Origin of the sequence: Mesorhizobium sp. CA16 (assembly GCF_020165175.1) — a bacterium.
Taxonomy (GTDB): domain Bacteria; phylum Pseudomonadota; class Alphaproteobacteria; order Rhizobiales; family Rhizobiaceae; genus Mesorhizobium.
The window spans coordinates 41,928-63,318 of sequence record NZ_JAIUHP010000003.1; the positions used below are offsets into that span (position 1 = coordinate 41,928).

28 protein-coding genes are annotated in these 21,391 nt (G+C 63.4%); 9 read left to right on the plus strand and 19 right to left on the minus strand.

Features of this window, described 5'->3' with window-relative positions; genetic code table 11:
* Positions 1-209: 209 nt before the first annotated feature.
* Positions 210-545, plus strand: coding sequence for a hypothetical protein (locus tag LB525_RS06005; RefSeq protein WP_140846805.1), 336 nt, complete (start codon positions 210-212; stop codon positions 543-545).
* Positions 546-593: 48 nt separating this feature from the next.
* Here the strand turns inward: LB525_RS06005 and LB525_RS06010 are convergent, their stop codons facing one another.
* Positions 594-743, minus strand: coding sequence for a hypothetical protein (locus tag LB525_RS06010; RefSeq protein ID WP_095770090.1), 150 nt, complete (start codon positions 741-743; stop codon positions 594-596).
* A 248-nt stretch (positions 744-991) separates the two neighbouring features.
* Here LB525_RS06010 and LB525_RS06015 point away from each other — a divergent pair, with 248 nt between their 5' ends.
* The 3 genes from LB525_RS06015 to LB525_RS06025 all read left to right on the plus strand — a co-directional run bounded on the left by LB525_RS06015 (position 992) and on the right by LB525_RS06025 (position 1,925).
* Positions 992-1,174, plus strand: coding sequence for a hypothetical protein (locus tag LB525_RS06015; RefSeq protein ID WP_036258067.1), 183 nt, complete (start codon positions 992-994; stop codon positions 1,172-1,174).
* A gap of 59 nt (positions 1,175-1,233) precedes the next feature.
* Entirely contained in the window at positions 1,234-1,614 is a 381-nt protein-coding gene (locus LB525_RS06020; protein WP_224543956.1) for a YkvA family protein, read from the plus strand.
* Between the two features lie 155 nt (positions 1,615-1,769).
* Positions 1,770-1,925, plus strand: a complete 156-nt coding sequence (locus tag LB525_RS06025; protein WP_224543957.1) for a hypothetical protein — start codon at positions 1,770-1,772, stop codon at positions 1,923-1,925.
* A 21-nt stretch (positions 1,926-1,946) separates the two neighbouring features.
* On the opposite strand, the gene LB525_RS06030 is transcribed toward LB525_RS06025, so the two are convergent.
* Both LB525_RS06030 and LB525_RS06035 read right to left on the minus strand, forming a co-directional pair.
* Entirely contained in the window at positions 1,947-2,162 is a 216-nt protein-coding gene (locus LB525_RS06030; protein ID WP_224543958.1) for a hypothetical protein, read from the minus strand.
* 404 nt (positions 2,163-2,566) lie between these two features.
* Entirely contained in the window at positions 2,567-2,752 is a 186-nt protein-coding gene (locus LB525_RS06035; protein WP_224543959.1) for a hypothetical protein, read from the minus strand.
* Positions 2,753-3,312: 560 nt separating this feature from the next.
* Between LB525_RS06035 and LB525_RS06040 the strand changes: the two genes are divergently transcribed.
* Positions 3,313-4,710: a sensor histidine kinase gene (locus LB525_RS06040; protein ID WP_095770111.1), complete on the plus strand. Its 1,398-nt coding sequence runs from the start codon at positions 3,313-3,315 to the stop codon at positions 4,708-4,710.
* Positions 4,707-5,351 (plus strand): response regulator, encoded by a 645-nt coding sequence (locus LB525_RS06045; RefSeq protein WP_224524745.1) that lies wholly within the window; start codon positions 4,707-4,709, stop codon positions 5,349-5,351. The genes LB525_RS06040 and LB525_RS06045 overlap by 4 nt, the downstream gene beginning before the upstream one ends.
* A gap of 93 nt (positions 5,352-5,444) precedes the next feature.
* On the opposite strand, the gene LB525_RS06050 is transcribed toward LB525_RS06045, so the two are convergent.
* From LB525_RS06050 to minC, 6 genes are all read right to left on the minus strand, one after another.
* A complete protein-coding gene (locus LB525_RS06050; RefSeq protein WP_224543960.1) occupies positions 5,445-6,233 on the minus strand; it encodes a hypothetical protein in 789 nt (262 codons plus the stop codon).
* 117 nt (positions 6,234-6,350) lie between these two features.
* A complete protein-coding gene (locus tag LB525_RS06055; RefSeq protein WP_095770097.1) occupies positions 6,351-6,857 on the minus strand; it encodes a hypothetical protein in 507 nt (168 codons plus the stop codon).
* 387 nt (positions 6,858-7,244) lie between these two features.
* The gene (locus LB525_RS06060) at positions 7,245-8,132 is read right to left on the minus strand and encodes an EamA family transporter (RefSeq protein WP_224543961.1); all 888 of its coding nucleotides are present in this window, start codon (positions 8,130-8,132) and stop codon (positions 7,245-7,247) included.
* Positions 8,133-8,468: 336 nt separating this feature from the next.
* Complete coding sequence (minE, locus tag LB525_RS06065) at positions 8,469-8,741, minus strand: cell division topological specificity factor MinE (RefSeq protein WP_042638296.1); 273 nt, start codon at positions 8,739-8,741, stop codon at positions 8,469-8,471.
* On the minus strand, positions 8,738-9,553 hold the full coding sequence (minD, locus tag LB525_RS06070) for a septum site-determining protein MinD (protein WP_095770099.1): 816 nt from the start codon (positions 9,551-9,553) through the stop codon (positions 8,738-8,740). The genes minE and minD overlap by 4 nt, the downstream gene beginning before the upstream one ends.
* Positions 9,554-9,714: 161 nt before the next feature.
* A complete protein-coding gene (gene minC / locus LB525_RS06075; protein WP_224524750.1) occupies positions 9,715-10,605 on the minus strand; it encodes a septum site-determining protein MinC in 891 nt (296 codons plus the stop codon).
* A 260-nt stretch (positions 10,606-10,865) separates the two neighbouring features.
* Between minC and LB525_RS06080 the strand changes: the two genes are divergently transcribed.
* Both LB525_RS06080 and LB525_RS06085 read left to right on the plus strand, forming a co-directional pair.
* Positions 10,866-11,306 (plus strand): hypothetical protein, encoded by a 441-nt coding sequence (locus LB525_RS06080; RefSeq protein WP_224543962.1) that lies wholly within the window; start codon positions 10,866-10,868, stop codon positions 11,304-11,306.
* Between the two features lie 343 nt (positions 11,307-11,649).
* On the plus strand, positions 11,650-11,898 hold the full coding sequence (locus LB525_RS06085) for a DUF982 domain-containing protein (RefSeq protein ID WP_224543963.1): 249 nt from the start codon (positions 11,650-11,652) through the stop codon (positions 11,896-11,898).
* Positions 11,899-12,101: 203 nt separating this feature from the next.
* Here the strand turns inward: LB525_RS06085 and LB525_RS06090 are convergent, their stop codons facing one another.
* The 8 genes from LB525_RS06090 to LB525_RS06125 all read right to left on the minus strand — a co-directional run bounded on the left by LB525_RS06090 (position 12,102) and on the right by LB525_RS06125 (position 17,228).
* Entirely contained in the window at positions 12,102-12,251 is a 150-nt protein-coding gene (locus tag LB525_RS06090; RefSeq protein WP_095770103.1) for a hypothetical protein, read from the minus strand.
* Positions 12,252-12,369: 118 nt separating this feature from the next.
* Positions 12,370-12,552 (minus strand): hypothetical protein, encoded by a 183-nt coding sequence (locus tag LB525_RS06095; protein ID WP_224543964.1) that lies wholly within the window; start codon positions 12,550-12,552, stop codon positions 12,370-12,372.
* Between the two features lie 78 nt (positions 12,553-12,630).
* Positions 12,631-12,903: a DUF1488 domain-containing protein gene (locus LB525_RS06100; RefSeq protein WP_224543965.1), complete on the minus strand. Its 273-nt coding sequence runs from the start codon at positions 12,901-12,903 to the stop codon at positions 12,631-12,633.
* Entirely contained in the window at positions 12,900-13,211 is a 312-nt protein-coding gene (locus LB525_RS06105) for a hypothetical protein (RefSeq protein ID WP_224543966.1), read from the minus strand. Before LB525_RS06105 ends, LB525_RS06100 begins: the two co-directional genes overlap by 4 nt.
* A gap of 8 nt (positions 13,212-13,219) precedes the next feature.
* A complete protein-coding gene (locus tag LB525_RS06110) occupies positions 13,220-13,456 on the minus strand; it encodes a hypothetical protein (protein WP_224543967.1) in 237 nt (78 codons plus the stop codon).
* 66 nt (positions 13,457-13,522) lie between these two features.
* Positions 13,523-13,879 carry a hypothetical protein gene (locus tag LB525_RS06115; RefSeq protein WP_224543968.1) on the minus strand — a complete coding sequence of 119 codons (357 nt, stop codon included), beginning with the start codon at positions 13,877-13,879 and terminating at the stop codon, positions 13,523-13,525.
* An 813-nt stretch (positions 13,880-14,692) separates the two neighbouring features.
* Positions 14,693-16,264: an FAD-dependent oxidoreductase gene (locus LB525_RS06120; RefSeq protein WP_224543969.1), complete on the minus strand. Its 1,572-nt coding sequence runs from the start codon at positions 16,262-16,264 to the stop codon at positions 14,693-14,695.
* A 91-nt stretch (positions 16,265-16,355) separates the two neighbouring features.
* Positions 16,356-17,228, minus strand: a complete 873-nt coding sequence (locus LB525_RS06125) for a ferritin-like domain-containing protein (protein WP_224513233.1) — start codon at positions 17,226-17,228, stop codon at positions 16,356-16,358.
* A gap of 199 nt (positions 17,229-17,427) precedes the next feature.
* Here LB525_RS06125 and LB525_RS06130 point away from each other — a divergent pair, with 199 nt between their 5' ends.
* A complete protein-coding gene (locus tag LB525_RS06130) occupies positions 17,428-18,807 on the plus strand; it encodes an FAD-binding oxidoreductase (protein WP_224543970.1) in 1,380 nt (459 codons plus the stop codon).
* A 92-nt stretch (positions 18,808-18,899) separates the two neighbouring features.
* Here LB525_RS06130 and LB525_RS06135 read toward each other — a convergent pair whose 3' ends face one another.
* Together LB525_RS06135 and LB525_RS06140 are read right to left on the minus strand one after the other, a co-directional pair.
* A complete protein-coding gene (locus LB525_RS06135; protein WP_224543971.1) occupies positions 18,900-19,757 on the minus strand; it encodes a BA14K family protein in 858 nt (285 codons plus the stop codon).
* A 375-nt stretch (positions 19,758-20,132) separates the two neighbouring features.
* On the minus strand, positions 20,133-21,236 hold the full coding sequence (locus LB525_RS06140) for a KamA family radical SAM protein (protein WP_224543972.1): 1,104 nt from the start codon (positions 21,234-21,236) through the stop codon (positions 20,133-20,135).
* Between the last annotated feature and the right edge of the window lie 155 nt (positions 21,237-21,391).

Below are 21,391 nucleotides of genomic sequence, written 5' to 3' on the forward strand. Positions count from 1 at the left end.
TGGCAGATGCTCGCCGACGCAGCAGGTCCTCGGCCCGCGGGGCAGTCTCTGCCGCGAAATCCCGATTTCATGTGATCAACCGGCTGCGGCGAGCGGCAGCCCCCCGGGGCAACCAAATGCTTGGTTTGCCGTTTATTTTAGCGGCTGCCGCCACCTATCGTGGGGCCAGGCGGCTCCGGCGGCCAGAGACCGCGCGAAAGGAGGCCGCAATGACACGGCCCGCAGTGGAGATAGGCGACCGGGTGGCTGTCATCGCCACCGTGATCGAGCGCATCAAGGACCGCGTGATGCTGAAGCTCGACGGCGATGGTCATAATTATTCGATGGCCGAGCCCAATGCCAAGCCAGGCGACAAGCTCAGACTCGAAGGCGACGTCGTGCATGTCGACGAGGATCTCGGACGCACGACCGTGCAGGTTCTGGGACGCGTGACGGTCGACACCAACTCGGTCGAAATGGTGACGAGGCGTTGCGACCTCGACCATATCGGCTCGAACGTGCCCGGCCACCCTCGCCCGCGCACCCCGCCGAGACCACACGGGTAAACCGGTAGCAGAGGCGCGATCCTCCTCGCCGTGAAGCGGTGGACTGCCTTAGTGACGCTTGAAATACTGCACCTCGCGTTCGTGCTTTTCTGCCGCTTCGCGGGACTTGAAGGTGCCCAGGTTGCGGCGCTTGCCGGTTCTGGGATCGACTTTGCGCGAATAGAGCCGGTATTCACCGGATTTCAGCTTGCGGATCATGGCGGTCTCCTTGTGAACCAGGACTCTAATCCGCCTGGGGCCCTCGCGGTTCCGAGCAGGGCCTTGCCGCCCAGTCACGGCCCGCCGGCAAAAAAAGCGCTGCTGTCGGTGAACCATTTCACGGACGCAAACGACCCAATGTCGGAAGCGACACTGTAACGACACGATTGAGTCGGATTATTTGTATTCAAATGACTTTCGCGACGTTATGCCGATGTCGCTGAAGTGCCGGATCTGAGGAGGGTGAGATGGTTACGGCGAAGCTTCACGGCGTTGAACTCGTCAGGGGCCAGAAGTGGACGGTGCGCGTCACCGCCTACGGCACAACGCTCATCTTTCCATTCGAAGCCGAGCAATATGCGCGCTCCTATGCCGATGGCCAGGCCTTCCGCCTCGGCGTCGAGGTTGTCGAACTGAAGGATTGCGCCTGAGGGGCCGAGCCGGCCATCGCTGAATGGCCTCAAGACCCGCACAGCTATAGAATAGGCGCATGTCGGCTTTCGACTCGGCAAAGCAATGGGCGCGAGGGATCAAGCGCGATGTGATGGCGCTGTGGATTGCGGCCCGCGATCCGCGTGTCCCCTGGTATGCAAAAGCCACAGCGGGTGCGGTTGCGGCCTATGCGCTGAGCCCCGTCGACCTTATCCCGGACTTCATCCCCATCATCGGCTACCTGGACGACTTGGTGATCGTGCCTGTCGGCATCATGCTCGCGGTCAAGCTGGTCCCGGCCGATCTGATGCAGGAATTCCGCGAAGAAGCGGTGAGACGCGAGAAGCCGGTGAGCAAGGCCGGGCTCGCCTTCATGATCGCGCTCTGGGTGCTGGCGGCGCTGGCGCTCACTTGGCTGTTCTGGCCAAAGCCAGCCTGAATGCTTCGGGGCCCGACCAGACGGGTCGATTGCATTGGCCTGGCGCGGCCATCTTTAGATTAGCGACATCTTGTATTTGTTGTAAATCAGGGTCATGCTTTTGGCGCGCGCGAAACCTCATGCGCAGTGTGCAGGGTCAAAAAGGGTCAGGCGTGATGCAATTCGCAGTTTGCTACGACCACAGCGGGTTCGATCTGGCGCGGTCGATCCTCCTCGATGTCACGGCGTTCTTTGCGCTGATGGCGCCATTGGCGATCGCGCGACTGGTCGAGATATCCCGACAGGACGCCGCCCGGCTACAGCCCGCCTGAAGCCTGAAAGGCACGGAATTCCTAACCGTCGCCGGCGACCTTTCGGATCGGCAGGTCGCCGAGCAATGCCGAACAGTCGATCACCTCCTGGAAGTGAGCCTGCGGATCGAGCACGAGCCATGAAGCGTGGGTGCGAAGATCCTTCAGCCTGGCATTCTTTTGCGCACGCGCCAGGCGCTCCGCCTCGGAAGCCTGAAAAGGGCTTTCGGCCTTGTGATGGTGAGGAGTCCTCGACATCGCGGCGGAAAACGCGCCGACTCCCCTTTTCGTTCCGCGAAAGCGGATGACCCTCTGCGCATTGCAATGACCCGTGGGGCCAGGCTGGCGGCACCGCGCAACGCTGCTACCGATGCGACAAACGAGCGGAAAGTGCCGGACCGGCGGTTGGGGTAGCCCGGCTTGCCTTGGCGGTAAAAGAGTACGGCTCTTTGACTGGCAAGCCGGGCTGAAGCGCCGACCTTTGGGTTTCCTTGGGGGGAGCCGGCGCAGGGATAGAGTGTCGGTTTCCCGCTGCGCCCGCAATTGTTGCTGAGGTCCTACGCGCCGGCGCAATGGTCCGACCGGTTGGAAGCCGCGGTGCCGCAATTCCAAGGCTGAAAACCGCTCAGACCTTCCTGGAATTGCTTCAGGCGCCCGAGCGCTCAAACTCGTGTAAGACGGCCGTCTTCTTGGAGCGCTCTTTTGACGAAAAGCTCGGCGTGTTGCGCCCATTCCGCTTCCGCGACGTCATTCTCGCGAACGGACTGCCTGAAAGCTTCCCGCAGTGCCTCGAGCTCAAAAATCGACAACCGCTGGTTTGTTTTTTGCTTTTTTTTGCCGACGTCCATACTGCGTTGCCAACAGCGTGATGAAGCCCATTGTATATGCGGCGGTTGTTCGACCCATCAACAGCTTGATCCTGACTTCTTTTGGGGGCAAATTTTTGCCGCGACGTCCGCAGTTCATGTCGGGAAAGAGCGGCCCGCCCGCCGATATGGACGGGTTGCAAGCCGGGCCGCCCGCGAGAGGTCGCCGCTATATGTCTACATCCACAACGATCGATGAAGAGACCGCGCCAGGCCAAGGCATCAGCGGTGTGGCGCTATATCCCGCGGGGCATATGCCGTTGGTCCGGAGCCGGGGCTTGATTGGTGGTTGTGTCGGCATTGCAAAAGAACCCGTAATTTCAGGTGGCAGCCGGCCCGCGTCTCCTCCGTCAACAGGAGTGTCGCTGGCTTTGCCGCCCGGCGGAGCAAGCAGCCTCCTTGCTTGCGAATCAAAGCCCGCCCGTCGGCGTGCGCCCAAACCTGCTCTGCCATTAACCTTCCTCACGGGCACGGACCAAGGTCGGTGTCGCAATTGCCTCCCCTCACCTATACTGTCGCGGACGGGTGGGTGAATGGTGCCGATGGTTGGGAGGTATTTAACACGACCTGCACGAATCTGGAGCGGGCTCTCTCTGGCCTGGCAGTTCGTGATCGCGGGCGGTATCGGCCTTCTGGCGGTGATGCTCGTGGTCGGGCTGTGGGTGACATCGCAGATCCGTGACGGGGTCCTGCACAATTCCGCCGCCACCACCGCGCTCTATGTCGACAGCGTGATCGCACCCTTGCTGCCCGATATGCGCAAGAGCCAGGAACTCGACGACACCGTCAAGCGCGCGCTGGACGAGACGCTGGGCCAGGGCGCGCTCGGGAAAAGGCTGGTCTCGTTCAAGCTGTGGCGGCGCGACGGAACGATCCTCTACTCCAAGGATGCCAGCCTGATCGGCAAGCAGATCAGGCCCAACGCCAACCTCATCGCCGCTTTCGCCGGCAACGTCATGGTCAAATACAACAGGCTCGAGGACGAGGAAGACGACAAGGAGCGGTCGATGGGCGTTCCGCTCCTCGAAATCTACAACCCGGTGCGCGAGCCGTGGTCCGGCGAGGTCGTGGCGGTCAGCGAATTCTACGAATTATCCGGCGACTTCGAGGAATCGCTCCACTCAGCTCTGCTGTGGACATGGCTGGTGGTGGCGGCCGCCACCGCCGCGGCGCTTGCCCTGCTCTCCGGCATCGTTTTCCGCGGCAGCCGCACCATCGTCACGCAGCAGGCTGCGCTCGAGGCCAAGGTTTCCGAATTGCAGACGGCCCTGGCGCAGAACTCGTCGCTGCGCCAGCGCGTTCAACGCGCCTCGCGCCGCGCCACAGCGATCAACGAGCGGTATCTGAGGCGCATCGGCGCCGACCTGCATGACGGACCGGCGCAACTGGTGGCGCTTGCCGCGCTGAGGATGGACAGCCCGGCGCTGGTCGACCCGGCCACGTCCAGCCAGCTGCGCGAAGCCGAGATCGCCGGCATACACAAGACGCTCGGCGAAGCGATGCGCGAGATACGCGGCATCTGCAACGGGCTGGTGCTGCCGCAGATCGAGGCGCAGGCCATCGCAGACATTTTGCGGCTGGCGGTAGCCGAGCATGAGCGCCGCACCAGCACCAAGGTGTTGCTAACCCTGCCTGAGCGCTTGCCGGAACTCGGCACCTCGGAAAAGATAAGCGTCTATCGCTTCGTGCAGGAAGGCCTGAACAACGCCTTCCGGCATGGCAAGGGCAAGGGCCAGCAGGTCAGAGCCACGACGAAAGGCGGCAAGCTTTTGGTCGAGGTGATGGATTCGGGTCCCGGCTTCGACCCGGCCCGAAGCGAGGGCCTTGGGCTTGCGGGCCTCAGGGAACGCATCGAAAGCATAGGCGGGCAGTTCGAGACGCTGTCCGGCCCGGAAGGAACAAGACTGGTGATTGCCTTGTCTGTCGAGGAGCAACCGTGAGCACATCCATCCGCATCGCAATAGTGGACGACCACCCCCTGTTTCGCGAGGGCGTGGCGCGCAGCCTCGGCGAAATCGGCGGCTTCGAGCTTGTCGGCGAAGGCGCCAGCGCCGAGGACGCCGAAAGGCTGGCGCGCGCCAGCGCGCCCGATATTCTCCTGCTCGACATCAGCATGCCGGGCGGCGGTCTCAACGCGCTCGCCAGTATCCTTTCAGCGATGCCCGAACAGAAGATCGTCATGCTCACGGTATCGGAGACCAATGCCGATGTCGCCCAGGCGCTGAAGGCCGGCGCGCGCGGCTATGTACTGAAAGGCGTGGGCTCCAAGGCGCTGGCCGAGATCCTGCGCGATGTCGCCAACGGCCAGAGCTACGTATCGCCGAGCCTTTCGGCCAGGCTGCTCTCCGACCTTTTGCAGCCCACCGGCAGCAAGCCCGATCCGCTCAGTCAGCTCACCGGCCGCGAGGCCGAGATCCTGAAACTGGTCGCCGAAGGATTGAGCAACAAGGAGGTGGCCGCCCGGCTGTCGCTGCAGGAGAAGACGGTCAAGCATCACATGACCAGGGTGCTCGCCAAGCTCAACGTGCGCAACCGCACCGAGGCGGCGCTGCTGATGCATGAGGCGAGGGAAAGGCACTAAGGCACTGGGGAATTGAAGAATTGAAGAATTGAGGAATTGAAGAAGAGAGGGCTCTTCAGTTCTTCAATTCCCCAGTTCTTCAATTCTCAACGCTCACAAGTTCAGCAGGCGCGACAGGTCCTCCTCCGTCGCTTGCCGTTCGATGATGGTGCGGCCTTGCGCATCCGTCATCTCGAAACGGCCGTTCTGGACCTGCTCCTTCATACCGTTGCGATGAATGACGGTGACCTTATCGCCGTCGATCGAAAGCGTGTCGCCGGTTGCGGCATTGGTGTAGCTATTCTTGCCGCCGGGATTGGTGTTGCCCTTGCCGCTGTTGTTGCCCGGCCCGGCATTGGGATTGCTCGCGCCGGCGTTGCTATTGCCGTTGTCGCCCTGGCCATTGCTGTTGCCGTTGTTGCCACTATTGCCGGAATTCGAGCCGCCGGCCGATCCCGAATTACCGCTGCCGCCGCCTCCACCACCGCCGTTCCCCCCGTTACCGCCATTGCCGTTGCCGGCGGCGGTGGCTGCGGCAATCCTCGGCGCGCCGTCAAAGGTGATGTGCCAGGGCGCAAAGATCAGCGCCAGCGCGCTAAACACACGCAGCGCGAGCCAGGCGAGCCTGCTGAAGGGGCGGTTTCGCATATCTTCTCTTCGTTCCGGTCCCACTTCGGCATGGCGGAAGCTCCGCTCACGGCACAGACGAGGCGGAACCGGTGTGTTGATCCGGCGAGAATTCACATTCCGGCGGGGCGACGAAAGCGGCCCACGACCCTTGCCCCCACCCGTCGGACCATTTCGGGCGCCATAGCTGACCAATGTCGCAACGGACAGGCTTTCCCGGCGCAAAAAAATTACCCCCGCACGAAGGCGGGGGCAAGGTGAGTAGCCAAGTTCCATCGCAAGACGATCAGGACCGCAGAGACGAAGCAAAAGGTGGCAACCTGATTTTGCAGCGCTGACCTTCGGTCCCTTAAGATCTAATCCGGATAAAACCTCACTCCCACAAACTCTGTCTCACAAGTTCTTCAGGCGATTGAGATCGGCCATGGTAGCCCTGCGGTCGACGATGGTGCGTCCGTACTTGTCTTCCATCCTGAACCGGCCGTTCTCGATCGTCTCCTTCATTCCATTGCGGTGCGTGACCTGGATGCTGCTGCTAGTGGCCTCGACCTTGTCGCCGGTAACGGCGTTCACATGACTATCGACATCCGCGGTGCCTGCCGCGCTGCTGCTCGCGCCGTTATTGCTCTTGCCGTTGTTGCTGCCGCTATTGCTGTTTCCGTTGTTGCCGCCGCTATTGCCGTTTCCACTGTTGCCGCCGCTATTTCCGCCACCGTTCCCGCTGTTGCCGCCGCCGCTTCCGTTTCCACCACCGCTGCCGCCATGACCACCGCCGCCTTTGTCGGCATAGGCCTTGGTCACGACGAGACCATCGACGGAGAGACTGACAGGCGCGACGACAAGCGCCAACGCAGCCAGCGCTGGCAAGACTAGCCTGCAGCCCCCGCGCGATGTGCGCATTCGGTTCTCCCCATGCCAGCCCTTCAGCCCGTCGGCCGAACTACCCCACCGGCAATATCGCAGCATAAGCATCCCCAATCAGCAGTGCATAAGGAAGTGGCCCACGACCCATGTCTTGTCCATTCGGACCTATTGCAATTTTGTTATAGGACTTAGGTCTTATTTCAACCACCGGATGCGGTCGGATGTTGCCGCCACGGGGGTGTTTTTCCAAAGCCAACCAACCCCTTAACGAGCTGCGGGTGCCGAAGCGGTTCACCGTTTCACGGAAACGGCAAACCATCGCACGTCCTTGTTTCGAAGCAGCTCAGGATGGATTACCGCTGCGAGGCGCCGAGCCTGCCGTCTCGCGCATTTTCCGGGATTGCCCCGGTCCGAAAGATGGATTCAGGCCGGCAAAGATACCGGCCGCCGCGCCGCGACCGCGGTGCCGAAGGCGGCGGCAATGACGGCGGCGACGCCCGCGCATTGCAAAAGGTTGAGCTTCTCATGCAGAAACAGGAAGCCGGTCAGCGCGCCGCCCGCTGGCTCCAGGCAAACCAGCATGCCGTAGACCTTGGCCGGCATGCGCGCCAGCACCAGCATTTCCAGATAGAAGGGCAGCGCGCTGGAGAACAGGCCGACCACGGCCGCGCCCGCCATGATGTGCGGGTCGGCGAGATAGGGTTGAGCTGCGCTGAAGCCGAAAGGCAGCGCCAGCACAGCGGCGATCGCCATGCCATAGGCGGAGGTGCGCACGCCGAGCTCGGCGCCGGCCTTCTGCGCGAAGATGATGTAGAGCCCCCAGCAGGCGCCCGCTGCGAGCGCCAGCACCACCCCCAGCGGATCGAGCCCGCTTCTGGCATCCGCAAAAGGCGAGAGCAGCACGATGCCGGTTATCGCCAGCGCCACCCAGACGAGGTCGAGCAGGCGCCGGGAGCCGAGCATAGCGACGAACAGCGGCCCGGTGAATTCGAGCGCCACGCAGATGCCGAGCGGAATGCGCTGGAGCGCTGCGTAGAACAGCATGTTCATGGCACAGACCGTGATGCCGTAGGCGGCGAGCCAAGGCAGGGTTTTCCGCGAGGGCAGCACCTTCCAGGGCCTCAGCACCGCAGCCAGCATCAGCGCGCCGATGGCGAGCCTCAGCATGGTCGTGCCTTCCGAGCCCAGCACCGGGAACAGCCCCTTGGCAAAGGCGGCGCCGACCTGAACGGACAGGATGGCGCCGAGCAGCCCCAGAACGGGCATTGCGCCGACATGGGTTTCCGGCTTCGCGGTCTGCGTCGAGGTCAATCCTGGCTCCATCCCTGGTTCGGGAATGGAGATAGGGCGCGGGCACCACGCTGTCGTGAGGCAGTACGGGGCGGGTGGTGGGACAAGAGAGTGAGGTTTACGCCTTCGTCATCCTGGCGCGGAGCAAGGAGCGAAGCGACGCGCGCAGGGTCCATACCATAGCGCTAACGTATTGCAACGCTTACGGAATTCAGTACCGCCGCCTCCAAGTCGAAGGTAACGGCGTGGATTTTGGGGTCAAGCCGAGGACGACGAAGCGTTGGCGCAGGCCCGCACTCCGGCCGCAGCACGGCCACCTCTCCCCCGCCTTTGGCGAGGGAGAGAAATGCGCCGGCGTTATCCCGCCATGGCGAGCGGCGCGGCGCTCTTGTTGGGGATCTGGATGTCGATCTCCAGCGTCGACATGGTCGCGCCGCGGTCCATCGAGACCTGGAGGTAGTCCTGGTCGATCTGCACATGCTTGGCGATGACCGCCATGATCTCCTCGCGCAGGATGGAGACGAGATCCGGCTGGCCGCGGCTCTGGCGCTCATAGGCGAGCAGCAGCTGCAGCCGCTCGCGCGCCACCGGCGCGCTGGTGCGCCGCTTGAAGAGATCGAGGATGCTCATGCGGCCCTCCTTCCGAGAAGCCGGTCGAGGAAGCCCTTACGTTCGAAGGGGACGACCACCGGCAGGTCCTCGCCTTCCAGGCGTCTTGCCGCTTCGAGGTAAGCCTTTGCGGCACCATTGAGCGGTTCCGAGAGCGTGACGGGCGAACCGAGATTAGAGGCCCGCAGCACATCCTGGCTTTCCGGGATGATGCCGAGTAGCGGCGTCGAGAGGATCTCCAGCACGTCGTCGATCGACAGCATCTCGCCGCGCGCGGCGCGCGCCGCGTCATAGCGCGTGACCAGCACGTGTTTTTGCACCAGCTCGCCCTGCTCGGCCTTCATGGTGCGAGCGTCGAGCAGGCCGATGATGCGGTCGGAGTCGCGCACCGACGAGACTTCCGGATTGGTGACGATGACCGCCTCGTCGGCGAAGCGCATGGCGAGCTGGGCGCCGCGCTCGATGCCGGCCGGGCTGTCGCAGAAGACATAGTCGAATACCGATCGCAGCCGGGCGATGACTTCCGCCACACCCTCTTCGGTCAGCGCGTCCTTGTCGCGCGTCTGCGAGGCGGGCAGCAGGTAGAGAGTCTCCAGCCGCTTGTCGCGGATCAGCGCCTGCGAAAGCTTCGCCGTCCCCTGGATAACGTTGACGAGGTCGAACACCACGCGGCGCTCGGCGCCCATGATGAGGTCGAGGTTTCTCAGGCCGACATCGAAATCGACCAGCGCCACCTTCTTGCCTGTCCTGGCCACGGCGGCGCCGAGCGCGGCCGTCGAGGTTGTCTTGCCGACGCCCCCCTTGCCCGATGTGACCACGACTACCTTGCCCATATATCCAGCCTCCATTGGCGGTTTTTATTCTCTGGCCGTGCCAGGCACGGCGGGATCATTCGCTTTTGGTGCATGTCGTTCTCCCAAAACCGCTGCACTTGGGGCGACATGCACTGATAATCTTCGCACGCGAAACCGGTCCGAAGCTTGCGGCCAAGAACTCAGCCGAGCGGCACCACGCACAACGCATCATTGTCGAGGAAGGCCTGCACGGCCTTGCCGCGCGAGGTGCCTTCCATCTCCTCGGCCGTGGTGTACCAGCCGTCGACGGCGAGCAGCTCGGCCTCGTTCTTGCGGCAGAAAATGCGCGCCGAAATATTGCCTTCCGAGCCGGCGATCGCCCGGCCGCGCAGCGTGCCATAGACATGGATCGAGCCGCCAGCGACAATTTCCGAGCCGGACGCGACCGAGCCCAGCACGATCACGTCGCCGTGCGGATGGAAGACCGACTGCCCGGAGCGGATCGGCGCCTTGATCATCAGCGTGCCGGCGGCAGGTGCCGGCACGGCGCCCTGCCCTGGCTTTTCCGGTTCGGTCTGGGCCGGCTCGATCCTGACCGCTTCCAGCCTTGCCAGTTCGGGATCCACCGGCTCATCGCCGGTCGCCTGCAGAACCTCGGCAGGCGCCGCCGCCTGGATCGTTTCTCGGGTCACCTCGGCCCGCTCCCCGGCGACGGCCATTTCCAGCTCTTCCGCCCGCGCCTTGCGCGCGGCCCGGCCAAGCAGGCCCTCGGCGGTCGCCTCCTTGGCGCCGGCCAAGAGCGGCGGCAATTCAGACCCGAGCTCGGCGCCTTCGAGCTCGATGGCATAGACGCGGATGCCGCGCGAGCCGAGCACGCCGACAAGTGCTGCGATCTCCTCCGGCCCCGGTTGCAAGGTGTTCAAATCCAGCACCACCGGGCGCCCGTTGAAATAGCCCGGCGAATTGGCGATCCAGTGATCCAACCCCTCCAGCCAGTCGGCGATCGGCGCTTCTGGCGTCAGCGTGAAAGCGACGAAAGAACGGGCGCGAAAGCGGATCGATTTGTTGTGCAAAGGGGCGGCGAAGGTCACGTCCGGCGAATCCTTACTCAATGGTTAAAGGGTGCCGGGCTAATGGTTAACAAAAGGTTAATTTTGGGGATTGGAGCCGTTAATAGCTGACGCGGCTAACTGCAGTGGCCGGGCGGTCACAAGGCCAGCCGCCGCCCCGCAATTCGCCGAAGATCGAGGCTCCGACGAGCCAGGCGTGTGAAGCGCCTAATATACGAAGCGACGCGCGCGGACCATCTTCTTGCCCGGAACTTTCCACTCTCTTCAGGGAGGAGACGGGCATGGGCATTGACCGGCTAGACAGCAAGCGAGCAGGCAAGACAGGTGCCGCAATGGCAGTCCTGATGGTGCTTGCAGGATGCATGACGCACCAGCCGAGCGGAATAGACGCATACCAGACGAGCAGCACAGACCAATGGCTGACGACGTCAGATGCGGACAAGGTCGTCAGCGCGATGAGCGTCAAGGGAATGATGCCGGCGACCATCGACTGCCGGTTCGACAACGCCACGCCAGGCCAGGTGGCCTACCGCTCGAAATTCACCTGGAAGCAGGCGCCTGCCAACACGCGCTACCACTGGGAAGTCGGCGACCCGACCTACCTCGCAAGCAAGGATGTCGCATCCAACCGGACCGGCCTGCGGCGGGTGTATGCGAAGACGGTGCGGGATACGGCCACGGGGCAGAAGGTCGGCTGCTCGATCTGGGCGAGCAGCAGTTGAGAAGCGAATTGCCGATCGGCGATCGAACCTCTGCACAAGTCGCGGTCGGCAGCTCAACGGCTCTCATTTGCAGCGGTTTGGCTGGCCAGACAGGAAACAAAGGCGCACGATACGATCTCGCTGGTGCGGCGAGGACAGTCCGGCTTGATCTCTTGCTGAGTAGGGTCGGGCTGTCCAGGAGCCTCTCCTTGATCTTGCACCATGCGTACGGAGCCTTGCTTGCGGCTGGTTTCCCAGCCGGTCGCCTAACATCGCGTCATTCAAGCTACTTCCCGTTCGCCCACCCGAAAGTCCCACTACAAACAGTGCTTGCTATGTTGCGCGCCCCGGCCTAAGCGCAGTGATGGCAAATGAAAAATTCGACCAGTCGGTGACGATCATCGTTGATCCGGCCGGCGGACGGGAGGCAATCGGCGATGCCGCCGCCTGTCTGGACTTCCTGCTTCGAAGATGGCGCGGCAAGCGAAGCGAGAAGCACCGTGCAGCCATTCAGGCCTGCACTGATGTAAACAGCGGGCGCCGACCGGCTTCATTCGCGCGCAAGGCGTTCATAGCAGCCGCCCGCGAGGCGGCTATTCTTGTGACGCCTTAAGGCTGCTCGCGCGGTCTGAAATTCTTGCTTTCGATGTCGATGATCTCGCCGCAATTTTCACACTCCATCTGGGTGTGAGCGCGTATCCAGCCCACACGCGTTTTCGCCTGGTGATGGCACCGCGGGCACTCTACATCGATTTCGAAGTGATCGGACTCTCGTTGTGTCATTGCGGTTCCAAGGCCGGCCTGCCTAACGCGACATTATCCGTTATCAGTGCTCCCCTCCCGCTCGTCTTCCGGATCCACCACTTTCTCTTTCGCCACCTTGGCCGCGAGCTTCGCCTCTTTCTTTGCCGCCTTCGCCTGATCGCGTTTGCTGCGCTCGTATCGGTAGTTGGGTTTCATCGCCATGGTGTTTTTTCCGGTTTAGGCAATTTGCGCCTTGGGATTTGGACATGCCCAGGAGCGGGAAAGACAGTTCGCGAGACATAAGGCCCAAGCAAGAGGCACTTGTCAGGCGGCCATCATGTCAAATCAGGCGATTGCGTTCTGCGATCTGACGTGCCCGCCGCAAGGTGCCGTCAGTGTCGGCGAGCTTGCGCCTTGCTGCCTCGTCCTTCCTGACCGTCAGCCGCGCGGACATGATGCTTGAGGGACTGACGATCGACTTGATCGCGGCGGGCGGCGCCTCGGGGGTTTTCATGGAACGCATCGGCATTATCCTTTCTTGTAGCAGCCAGGCTAAGGCTATTCGCGGCTGCGGGTTTTCCCTGCGACATTGGCTTCCTGCCTATCGGAAGCCGGAAGCCGTGAGCGTGTAGGAGTTTCGGCGCTCGCGCGCATATGCTTTGCTGGCGGCATCCTGGATGGAACTGCGCAAGGCGTCGAACGCCGAAAGGTATGCCATCTCGGCCGTTTCCTTGCCCCCAGCATCGCCAAATGTCCCCAGGGCCTCGACCTCGACGAAGAAGCGGACCTGGAACATACCGTCATGGCCCATGAAGCAGACGGCGCGGCGCGTTTGATCGAAACTCCGGCTGGGATTTGGAAAGGCGAGCGTCATGGGTTGCCCACCCGTGTTTCAGCGTGTTCAGTTGGCCGGGTTCTATTCCATTCCTTTCGAGCCTCGACATTGCGACGGTTGAGATCCAGCATGCTCGTCGTCGCATGCGCACGCGTCAGCCCGACCATCGGAGCGCCGTCGACATGCGCCGGAATCCCGGTGAAGACATGGTAGACGGTCCAGGAATGATCCGCTTCGACGCGGCGGCCGTATTGATGATCCCTGAAGGCGTGACCCGACAAGCCTCTGTTGTTTGGCGAACAGCCGGATACCGCCTTGTGGCCCGCCTCGGTCTCGCCGTTGGCCATGGACCTGTTCATACCTGTCTTTCCTCGCCTTCCTGCGCGGCGATAATCTCCGAATAAAGCGCCGCGCCGTCAGCTTCGGAGATCGTGACCGCATCCGGCCACTGCGGCATGTTCAGCGTCCTCGCCAGAAGCCGTGCGATCTCGATTGCATCGTCAAGACCCGTTGCCAGCACCGTCTCGCGGCCGATGACGGCATGCGCGTCATCGCTGACGCGCGTGCGATAGAATTCGATCACGACCTTCATCGAGACCCGCCGCGCGATGGCATCGAGCCCTTCGCGCCGAGGCCGGCGCCTTGATTGAACGGGCTCTCAGGCCTGGTCGGAATTCTTCCCTGCTTCGGCGTCCTCATCTCGCGATTGGAGCGTTGCCGTCCCTTGGCCATGTCCGAACGTCCTTTCGATCAGCATCAGGCCGGGATCCGAGGCCGGGGTTCCGGCCGATTCCAGCCTATCCTCGGTCACCACGCGCTCATGCGGTTCGGTGTCGCTGCGGATGCGGTATTGCGGCGAGTTTTCTTTTGGCGGCAGCGTGCCGGTGACGTGGTAGACTTCCGCGGTCAATGTCCGGAAATCTCCCTTCAGACGGACCGCTTGTCCGATGTCGAACAAGCGCGGCGGGGCGCCGTGCCGTATCGGCCGTGTGTTGCGCTGCATAAGGCTTGTCATGATGGTCTCCGGTCGTCTTCGAGCGCCGCCTCGAGAGAGGCCGGTTGATCGATGCTTTTACCGTGCGAACCCCATTGTGCGGAGGATCGCCGGCAGGTGAATGAAAGAGGCCGCGTTGCGTCGCGGGAAAGACCCTTCCGGGCCTCCTCGTCGAGATCGGTAGATACTCTGCGGTCGCGGCGCGTCTGAAGCGCGGCAGCACCAAGGAGAGCCGAAGCAGACGACGACGGTGGACGCGATGCGAATGGCCACGATTGCAGCTTTCCCGTGAAAACATGCTAGGATGGACTTCCGCGTTATTCAGTCGAACCGCTGGAACGATTTGCGGTGCTGCCAGTACATCCGTGGTCAGCGCCCTGCGTCGTTCCAGGGTTCAAACGAGCAAGCTGCCGCGCCGGACCGGCGCAACGCTTCGCTGTCGAAAATTCGGAAAGGATTGGCGCGGCTCCGACGGGGCGAAAGCCAAACTCAACCAAATCAACACTATTTGTATGCGCCTCAATTGCGCTCAAAGCAAGACTTACACGTCCATTATTTTTTTCCCGGGTAAATAGAAATCTCGGATCCGAGCCTGAAACAGCGGTAAATCGATTTCTAGGCGCTCGCCTGAAAACTTCGGATTATTTCATCCAAACAGTTTTGAGCTTCCCCGGAATTATTTTTTCACTCCTATCGGCCACAACCAAAGCCGTCTACACGACGACACGCTTGGCCAGAAAAAAGCCACCGAAAATCCGGGCACATAGCGGCTATATGGTCGTCCGGGCACCGCTTCCTCCGAGGCGTTTGCGTTAAACGGTGAACCGCCATAGGTCATTCTCCGGACGCCACCTTGGGCTCCGCGCGAGAGCCGCGACCCTCCGACCGGGCCAAGCCGCGGATGGCCGGGCCGTTGAGCACCGTCCCGTCCGGCGCGAACTGCGAGCCGTGGCAGGGGCAATCCCAGCATTGCTCGGTCGAATTCCAGTGCACGATGCAGCCGAGATGGGTGCAACTGGCCGAATGCCGGTGCAGCTTGCCGTCGCGGTCGCGGCACACGGCGAACTTGCTCAAGCCGTCCTGCAGGATGCCGCCTTCGCCAGGCTTGAGGTCGCCGGCCGACTTGACCTCACCGGGCAGCAAGTAGCCGGCGAGGTTCTTCACTGTTGTAAGGTTCTCATTGACGTAGTGCGCGAGCGCGGCGGGCGGCTTCCGGTCGGGAGCATAGACGGCTTCCCATGGGTTCGATCCGGCCACGATCAGATCGCGGATCAGCAGTCCGGCCAATGCACCATGCGTCATGCCCTGGCCGGAATCGCCGGTGGCCATGAAGACGTTGCCGTTGCCGGGGCTTCGGCCGATGAAGCCGCAATAATCGATCGTTTCGAGAACCTGACCGGACCACCGCGCTCTTTCTCCACCAAGATCGGGTACCAATGCCCTGATCCATGCTTCAAGCGCGGCAAAGCGTGCCTCGCCGTCATCCGCTTCGCCCGATTTGTGATCGCGGCCGCCGGCGATGAGACAGTCCGTCTTGCCGGGGCCTGGATTGAGGCGGACGTAATAATAGGGATCGTCCATGTCCCAGTAGAGGGCATCCGGGAGCGTTCCCCTGGCGATGTCGAAAGCCATGGCATAGGTGCGGTAAGGCGCCATCTTGCTATGGATCTTGACCCATGTGTTGATCGGGGAATTGGTGGCAAACACCGCGTTCGAAGCCGTGACGGTGGAGCCGCCGTCGCATTTCAGGCGAACCTGCTCCCCCTCCTCGATCTCGACCACGGCACTGTCGGCGAATGCCTTGCCGCCTCGCTTCTCGAAATCACCCAGCAGGGCGCGCAAATATTTCAGCGGGTGGAAGGTGGCCTGTCCGGGGTAGCGCAGGATGGGCGCCGATTCATGACCCTTGAGCGGCACGCCTTTGCCATGCTCAGCCTCAGCGCCGATCTTTGCCGCAGCCGCATACTCCTTATTGCATTCTCTGGCGGCCTGCTTCTCGTCCATCCATGCGGCCGGGAAAAGGAAGCCGTCCAGCCGTCGGAAATCGCAGTCGATCTCCAGGCTGGCAACGTGCCGTTCGATGCGGTCGACGGCGGCTTGCTGGCTCTCCTGAAATCCGCGCGCCAGCGCCTCGCCGCGCATATCGATCAGCGCGCTCAAGCCATCGTCGCAGATCGGCGCCAGATGGGCGGTCGTGCGCGATGTCATGCCTCCGAGCAACGGGCCGCGATCCACGAGCACCACCTTGCGCCCTGCCAGCGCCAGTTCATAGGCAATCGAAATCCCGGCGATGCCGGCTCCAACGACGGCCACGTCGCAATGCTCGTCTTGCTCGAGGCGGGGAGCGCCGGGCAAGCTGGCGTCGAGCATCCAAAACGATCTGGTCGCTTCGCTGCTGACGTTCATCGCGCGCCCCGTCGAGACGATATCGGATGGCCAGCGACCAATGCTGCGCAGCGCGGGTTGTAGGTCATCGTGACCGGCTCCATCCTCGCGGCTAGGTGCTCTTGAGCGTTCCGTTCATCCCGTTCGGGTAAAAGCCGCCCTTGCTGACACCCGATTGGTCGGTCAGATAAACAATGCGCAGCACCTCCTGCGGCGTCCTTGTGAAGGCAATCGCATCGGGCGTCGAAGGAACGAAGTTGGCCTTGCCGTCGACGCGAATGCCCTGGTCCTTGTCATCGGGCCCGTCGATCTTGTCGCGTGCGTCGGAAATCGCATTCGCCGCCTTCCAGGCCTTCTCGCCCATGCGATAGAGCGACGACCGCGCCATCCCCATGTGGTAGGCCTCGACCGCGAGAATTCCAGCCGCGGCTGCCAGGAATTCCTTGTTCTTCAGGACGGTTGCCGCACCGGCGTAGGCGGTGACGCCGACATCCTCGAACAGCATGCCGCCAAGCACGAAGTTCATCTGGTTGCCGAAGGGGTCGAAGTCGGCACCGAGCCCGGCCGCCTTGGCGACCGCGGCAAAGCCGGCATCAAAATCGATCGCCGGCCGGTCCACCGCATTCGACGCCAGGGTCTTGCGGTAGAACCTGACATGGGCAAGTTCATTTTCCGCGACTTCCCGCAAAAATTCAGCCAGTGCGGGTGTTTCGAAGGGAACCTTCTTGCCGCCGACGACGTCGCCGGGCTTGGAACCGGCATCTGAATCGTCGATGCCTTTTCCTGTGGTGCCCCGGAGGTAGTATTCGGCCTCCATATATTCCAGGTTCAGCGCGAACCGGAAAATGTCTTCGTCCTTTATGTCATCTTGTGCGAAAGCAGGCGAAACGGGGGCGACGCCGGTCGCTGAAGCGAGCGTCGCTCCAAGACCAATTTGCAATGCGCCGCGGCGAGAAACATGAAGTGAAGGGGTGGCATGGATCATAGCTTCCTCCCGAAGCCCGCCATGAACCGGTGTGGCCTCAAACGAGCGGGCCGTCCTGTCAACTCCGCCAAACGCGGAATGTTCCTGAACCGAGCCGGTATGGTTGTGGACCCGGGCGATTCGATGGGCGTGCCGGCGTGACTCCCGGGCTGCGGTTCCTCTATAGGACGAGCTTCACGTCCGACGCCGGATCCATTTCATGGCCCTCCTCCCCTCTCTCCGCGCCGCCCTCCCCAACGCCACCATCTGGGACGCCGCCGAGCTCGCCTCGCGCGATCCTGGCTTCGACACCCGCAATTTCGGCGCCTCGGCTCTGGTGCGTCCGCGCGATGTCGAAGAGGTCGCGGCGCTGGTGAAATTCTGTTCGGAGCGTGGCATCAGTCTTGTCGCGCAGGGCGGGCGCACCGGGCTGGCGGGCGGAGCAGCCACTTCCCAAGGGCAGGTGATCTGCGACCTTGGCGGGCTTAACAGAATAGAGGACATCGATCCGTTCACGCGCGTGGCGATCGTGCAGGCGGGCGTGACGCTGGGCGCGCTGCAGGAGGCGGCAGCCCAGCATGGGCTCGACCCGGGCATCGACCTTGCCGCGCGCGGCAGCGCCACGATCGGCGGCATGGTTTCCACCAACGCCGGCGGCATCATGGCCTTTCGCAACGGCACAATGCGCCACCGCGTGCTTGGCTTGGAGGCCGTGCTGCCGGACGGGCGGTTGTTTTGCGATCTCACCCGGGTGCTGAAAACCAGCGCAGGCTACGATCTGAAGCATCTCTTCATCGGCGCGGAAGGCACGCTCGGCATCGTCACCCGCGTGGCGCTGCGGCTCGATCCGGTGGCCGGGGCGAGTGCCACCGCGCTTGTCGGCGTGCCGAATGCGGCCAGCGCCCAGCACATCGTGCGGCATTTTTTGACCTCGACCAGCGCGAGGCTCACCGCCGCCGAGATCCTGTGGCGTAATTTTGCGTCCCTCATGCAGCGGTCGCTGAACTATGCCTCGGGCAGCCTGCCGCTCGATGCGCCCTGTCTGCTGGTGCTGGGCCTAGGCGCCGACTCGATCGAGGCGGCGAGAAGCGCGCTCGAGGGCGGGCTGGCGGCGATCTGGGAAGAGGTCGGCATCGTCGACGGGCTGGTCGCGAGCTCCGAGGGCCAAGCCGCAGCGATGTGGCGGCTGCGCGAGGAGACTGTTGAGATCGAGCGCGCGCACCCTATGGCGCCCTCGTTCGACGTCTCCGTGCCGGCCGGCGCGCTGGACGCCTATGTGGCGCGCATCGAGGCGGGGCTGAAGAAGCTCGACGCCTCATATGCGCCCTATGTCTACGGCCATCTCGCCGACGGCAATCTGCACATCTCCCTCAATTGCGAAGGGCCGGTTCCACATGAGCGGCATGAGGCGATCGAGGACGTGCTCTATGAGGGGCTGCGCGAGGCCGGCGGTTCGTTCTCAGCTGAGCATGGGGTGGGGCTGGAGAAACGCGAGGCCTATGAGCGGCATGCTAATCCGGTTAAGCGGGATTTGGCGAAGGCGATCAAAGAGTTGATCGATCCGGGCAATGTGATGAATCCGGGGAAGGTCGTGGGCTGAGTTTGGCGGGGGCGCTAGAGCGAACCTGCCTGTGTCGCAGCCCCTCTCCGGTCGCTTCGCGATCACCTCTTCGCTGTCGCGGGCCAGAAACACTACTCGCACTGGCGGCGCGGGCCGCCGTCGAAGGGCTGGTAGGTGTTGTCCTGCGGATCGTAGGAGCGGTAGCGGCTGAAGCAATCGTCGATATGGGCGGCCGAGATCTGCCGGCCCTGTGCCCGCACGGCCCCGGCCTCGGGCGAGATCTCTTCCGGCGGGCCGCCATAGGTGGTGACGTAGCCGTCGCCCGACGGGGCGTAACCTTCCATCTCGGCCTGGTCGTCGCTCGTCTGATCATCGGCCGCGGCGGGTTGCCGATCATCCGCTACCGCTTGACCACCCTGGCCTTGCCGATCGTTTGAGCCGGTCGAGGCGGTGCGGTCGCCCATCGGGTCGTAATAGGGTGAGATGCAAGGGCGCAGCTCGCCGCTGTAGGCGCGGTAGCTGTTTTCCGCCGGACGGTAGCTGCGATAGCGGGCCGAGCACCATTGCAGATGGGCCACGGGCAATTGCTGCTCGGCCTGCCGATCGGCCGGAGCCGGCTGGGAAGGCTGGGTCGCGTCAGGCTCGGCCGCGGGCTGGTTCGGCTGAGCGGTCGTGGGCTGCAACTGCTGCGGCTGCGCGGGTGCGGTCGACGCCGCGAGCGTCGCCGTCTGCACTGCGCTGTCGGTCTTGGCCGGCTCGCCCCCTGGGGCGGGCGCGACGGCAGCCTGCTGGGCGGGAATGCGCTGAAGATTCTGCTTTTGCGGATCGACCGGCTGAGCGTCCTTGGTCCAGAGCTCGGAAACGCCGATCGCCGGGGTCGCCTGGCGCACTGGCTTGGCGGCGAGCAGCCAGGTGGCGAAGGCGAGCCCGCTGGCGAACACGGCAAGGGTCAGCACGAAGCCGCCGACAATTCCCAACAAAGCCTTCATGCCGAACTCCTTTAGTCCCCGCTGATAGAATGCGAGGCGCGGAATCCGGTTCCCACAGCAAGAGGGCGATGTTGCGACCCGGCGGTAACAAACGAAGGCCCCGCGTGCTCCGGGGAGGAGCACGCGGGGCTTCGAGAGGATCGCTAGGTGAACCCAGCTGGGGACTAGGCAGCTAAGGGACTTTACGATGATCCAAACGGATCGATGACAGTGTCGCGCCTTTGCTACGACGCCGCATCGTGCAAACAGAGGAGTAAAAGCAGGTCGTTCACATGGCAGTCCCACGCCTCGGACTCGCAGCCGGCGGCGGCCGGTCAGGCCCGGCAGAATGCCCCAACGAGGCGGCCGGGCCGCGCCCGAGCGGCATGCGGGCACTCAGCAGTCCGCCACCACCTCGCTGTAGCTCCTCGCCTTCCCGTCCTGGCCGCGAATGCGCCACGTTTCGCCGTCCCGCCCCTCGATATGGCTCGCCGCCAGCGGCACCTTGCCGCCGCCATCCGGCAGATCGATGACATAGGTCGGATTGCAGATTCCGGACAAGCGCCGGCGCAGTTCCGCGACCAGCGCCTGGCCGTGGGCAATCGTCGTGCGGCGATGCGCCATGCCGCGCGCGAGGTCGCCGTGGTGCAGGTAATAGGGTTTTACGCCGAGACGGTACATCAGCTCGCGGCAGAGCTCCTCCAGCACCTCGACCTTGTCGTTGACGCCTTTGAGGAGAACGCTTTGGTTGAGCAGCACGAAACCTGCCTGGCGCATCGTGCGGCAGGCCGCCTCGGCTTCGGCGGTGAGCTCGCGCGGATGGTTGAAGTGCGTGACAACCGTCACCATCAGCCGGCCCTGCAGCGCCTCGACCAAGCCGGAGGTTATGCGCGACGGCAGCGCCACGGGCACGCGGGTGTGGATGCGCAGAAGCCTGAGATGCGGGATCGCCTCCAGCCGGGCGCGGATCTCGGCCAGCGCCTTGTCCGGCAGCGACAGCGGATCGCCACCGGTCAGGATCGCCTCGCGGATTTCCGGGTGCCCGGCGATGTAGGCCAATGCCGGCTCCAGCGCTTCGCTTGTGTAGCCGCGGCCGATCGAGGTCAGCGATTCCTTGCGGAAGCAGAAGCGGCAATAGACCGCGCATTGATAGGTCGGGAACAAAAGCACGCGGTCGGCGTGGCGGTGCGTCAGGCGCGGCACCGGGCTGAAGGCATGATCGCCGATCGGGTCGTCGAGCTCGCCTTCGGTGGCGACGAGCTCGCCCGGCGACGGGATCGCCTGGGCGCGGATCGGATCGTTGGGGTCGCTCCAGTCGATCAGATCGAGATAGGGTTTGGGCACGCGCACCTTGTGCGCGGCGGCGGCTTGCTGCGCGGCTTCGCGCTCGGCGGGCGAGAGTGGCAGTGATGCAAGGTCGCGGACTTGGCGCACGCCGGCGCGGATGTCGTCCTGCCAGGCGGCGTCGGGCGCGGCCGGCTGTTTGAGATTAGTGGTCATTGCGGTTCTCTGGTTCGCCGTCCCTATCGGCCGGATGGTCGATGTGGTCAACCGCATACCGCCTTACGCCGTGTTGGGAACTTGGAACTCTCACCGCTTGAGCTTCGCAATCGCCTCCGCCGTCACCGGCGTGAAGCAAGCAGCTCGGCGAAATC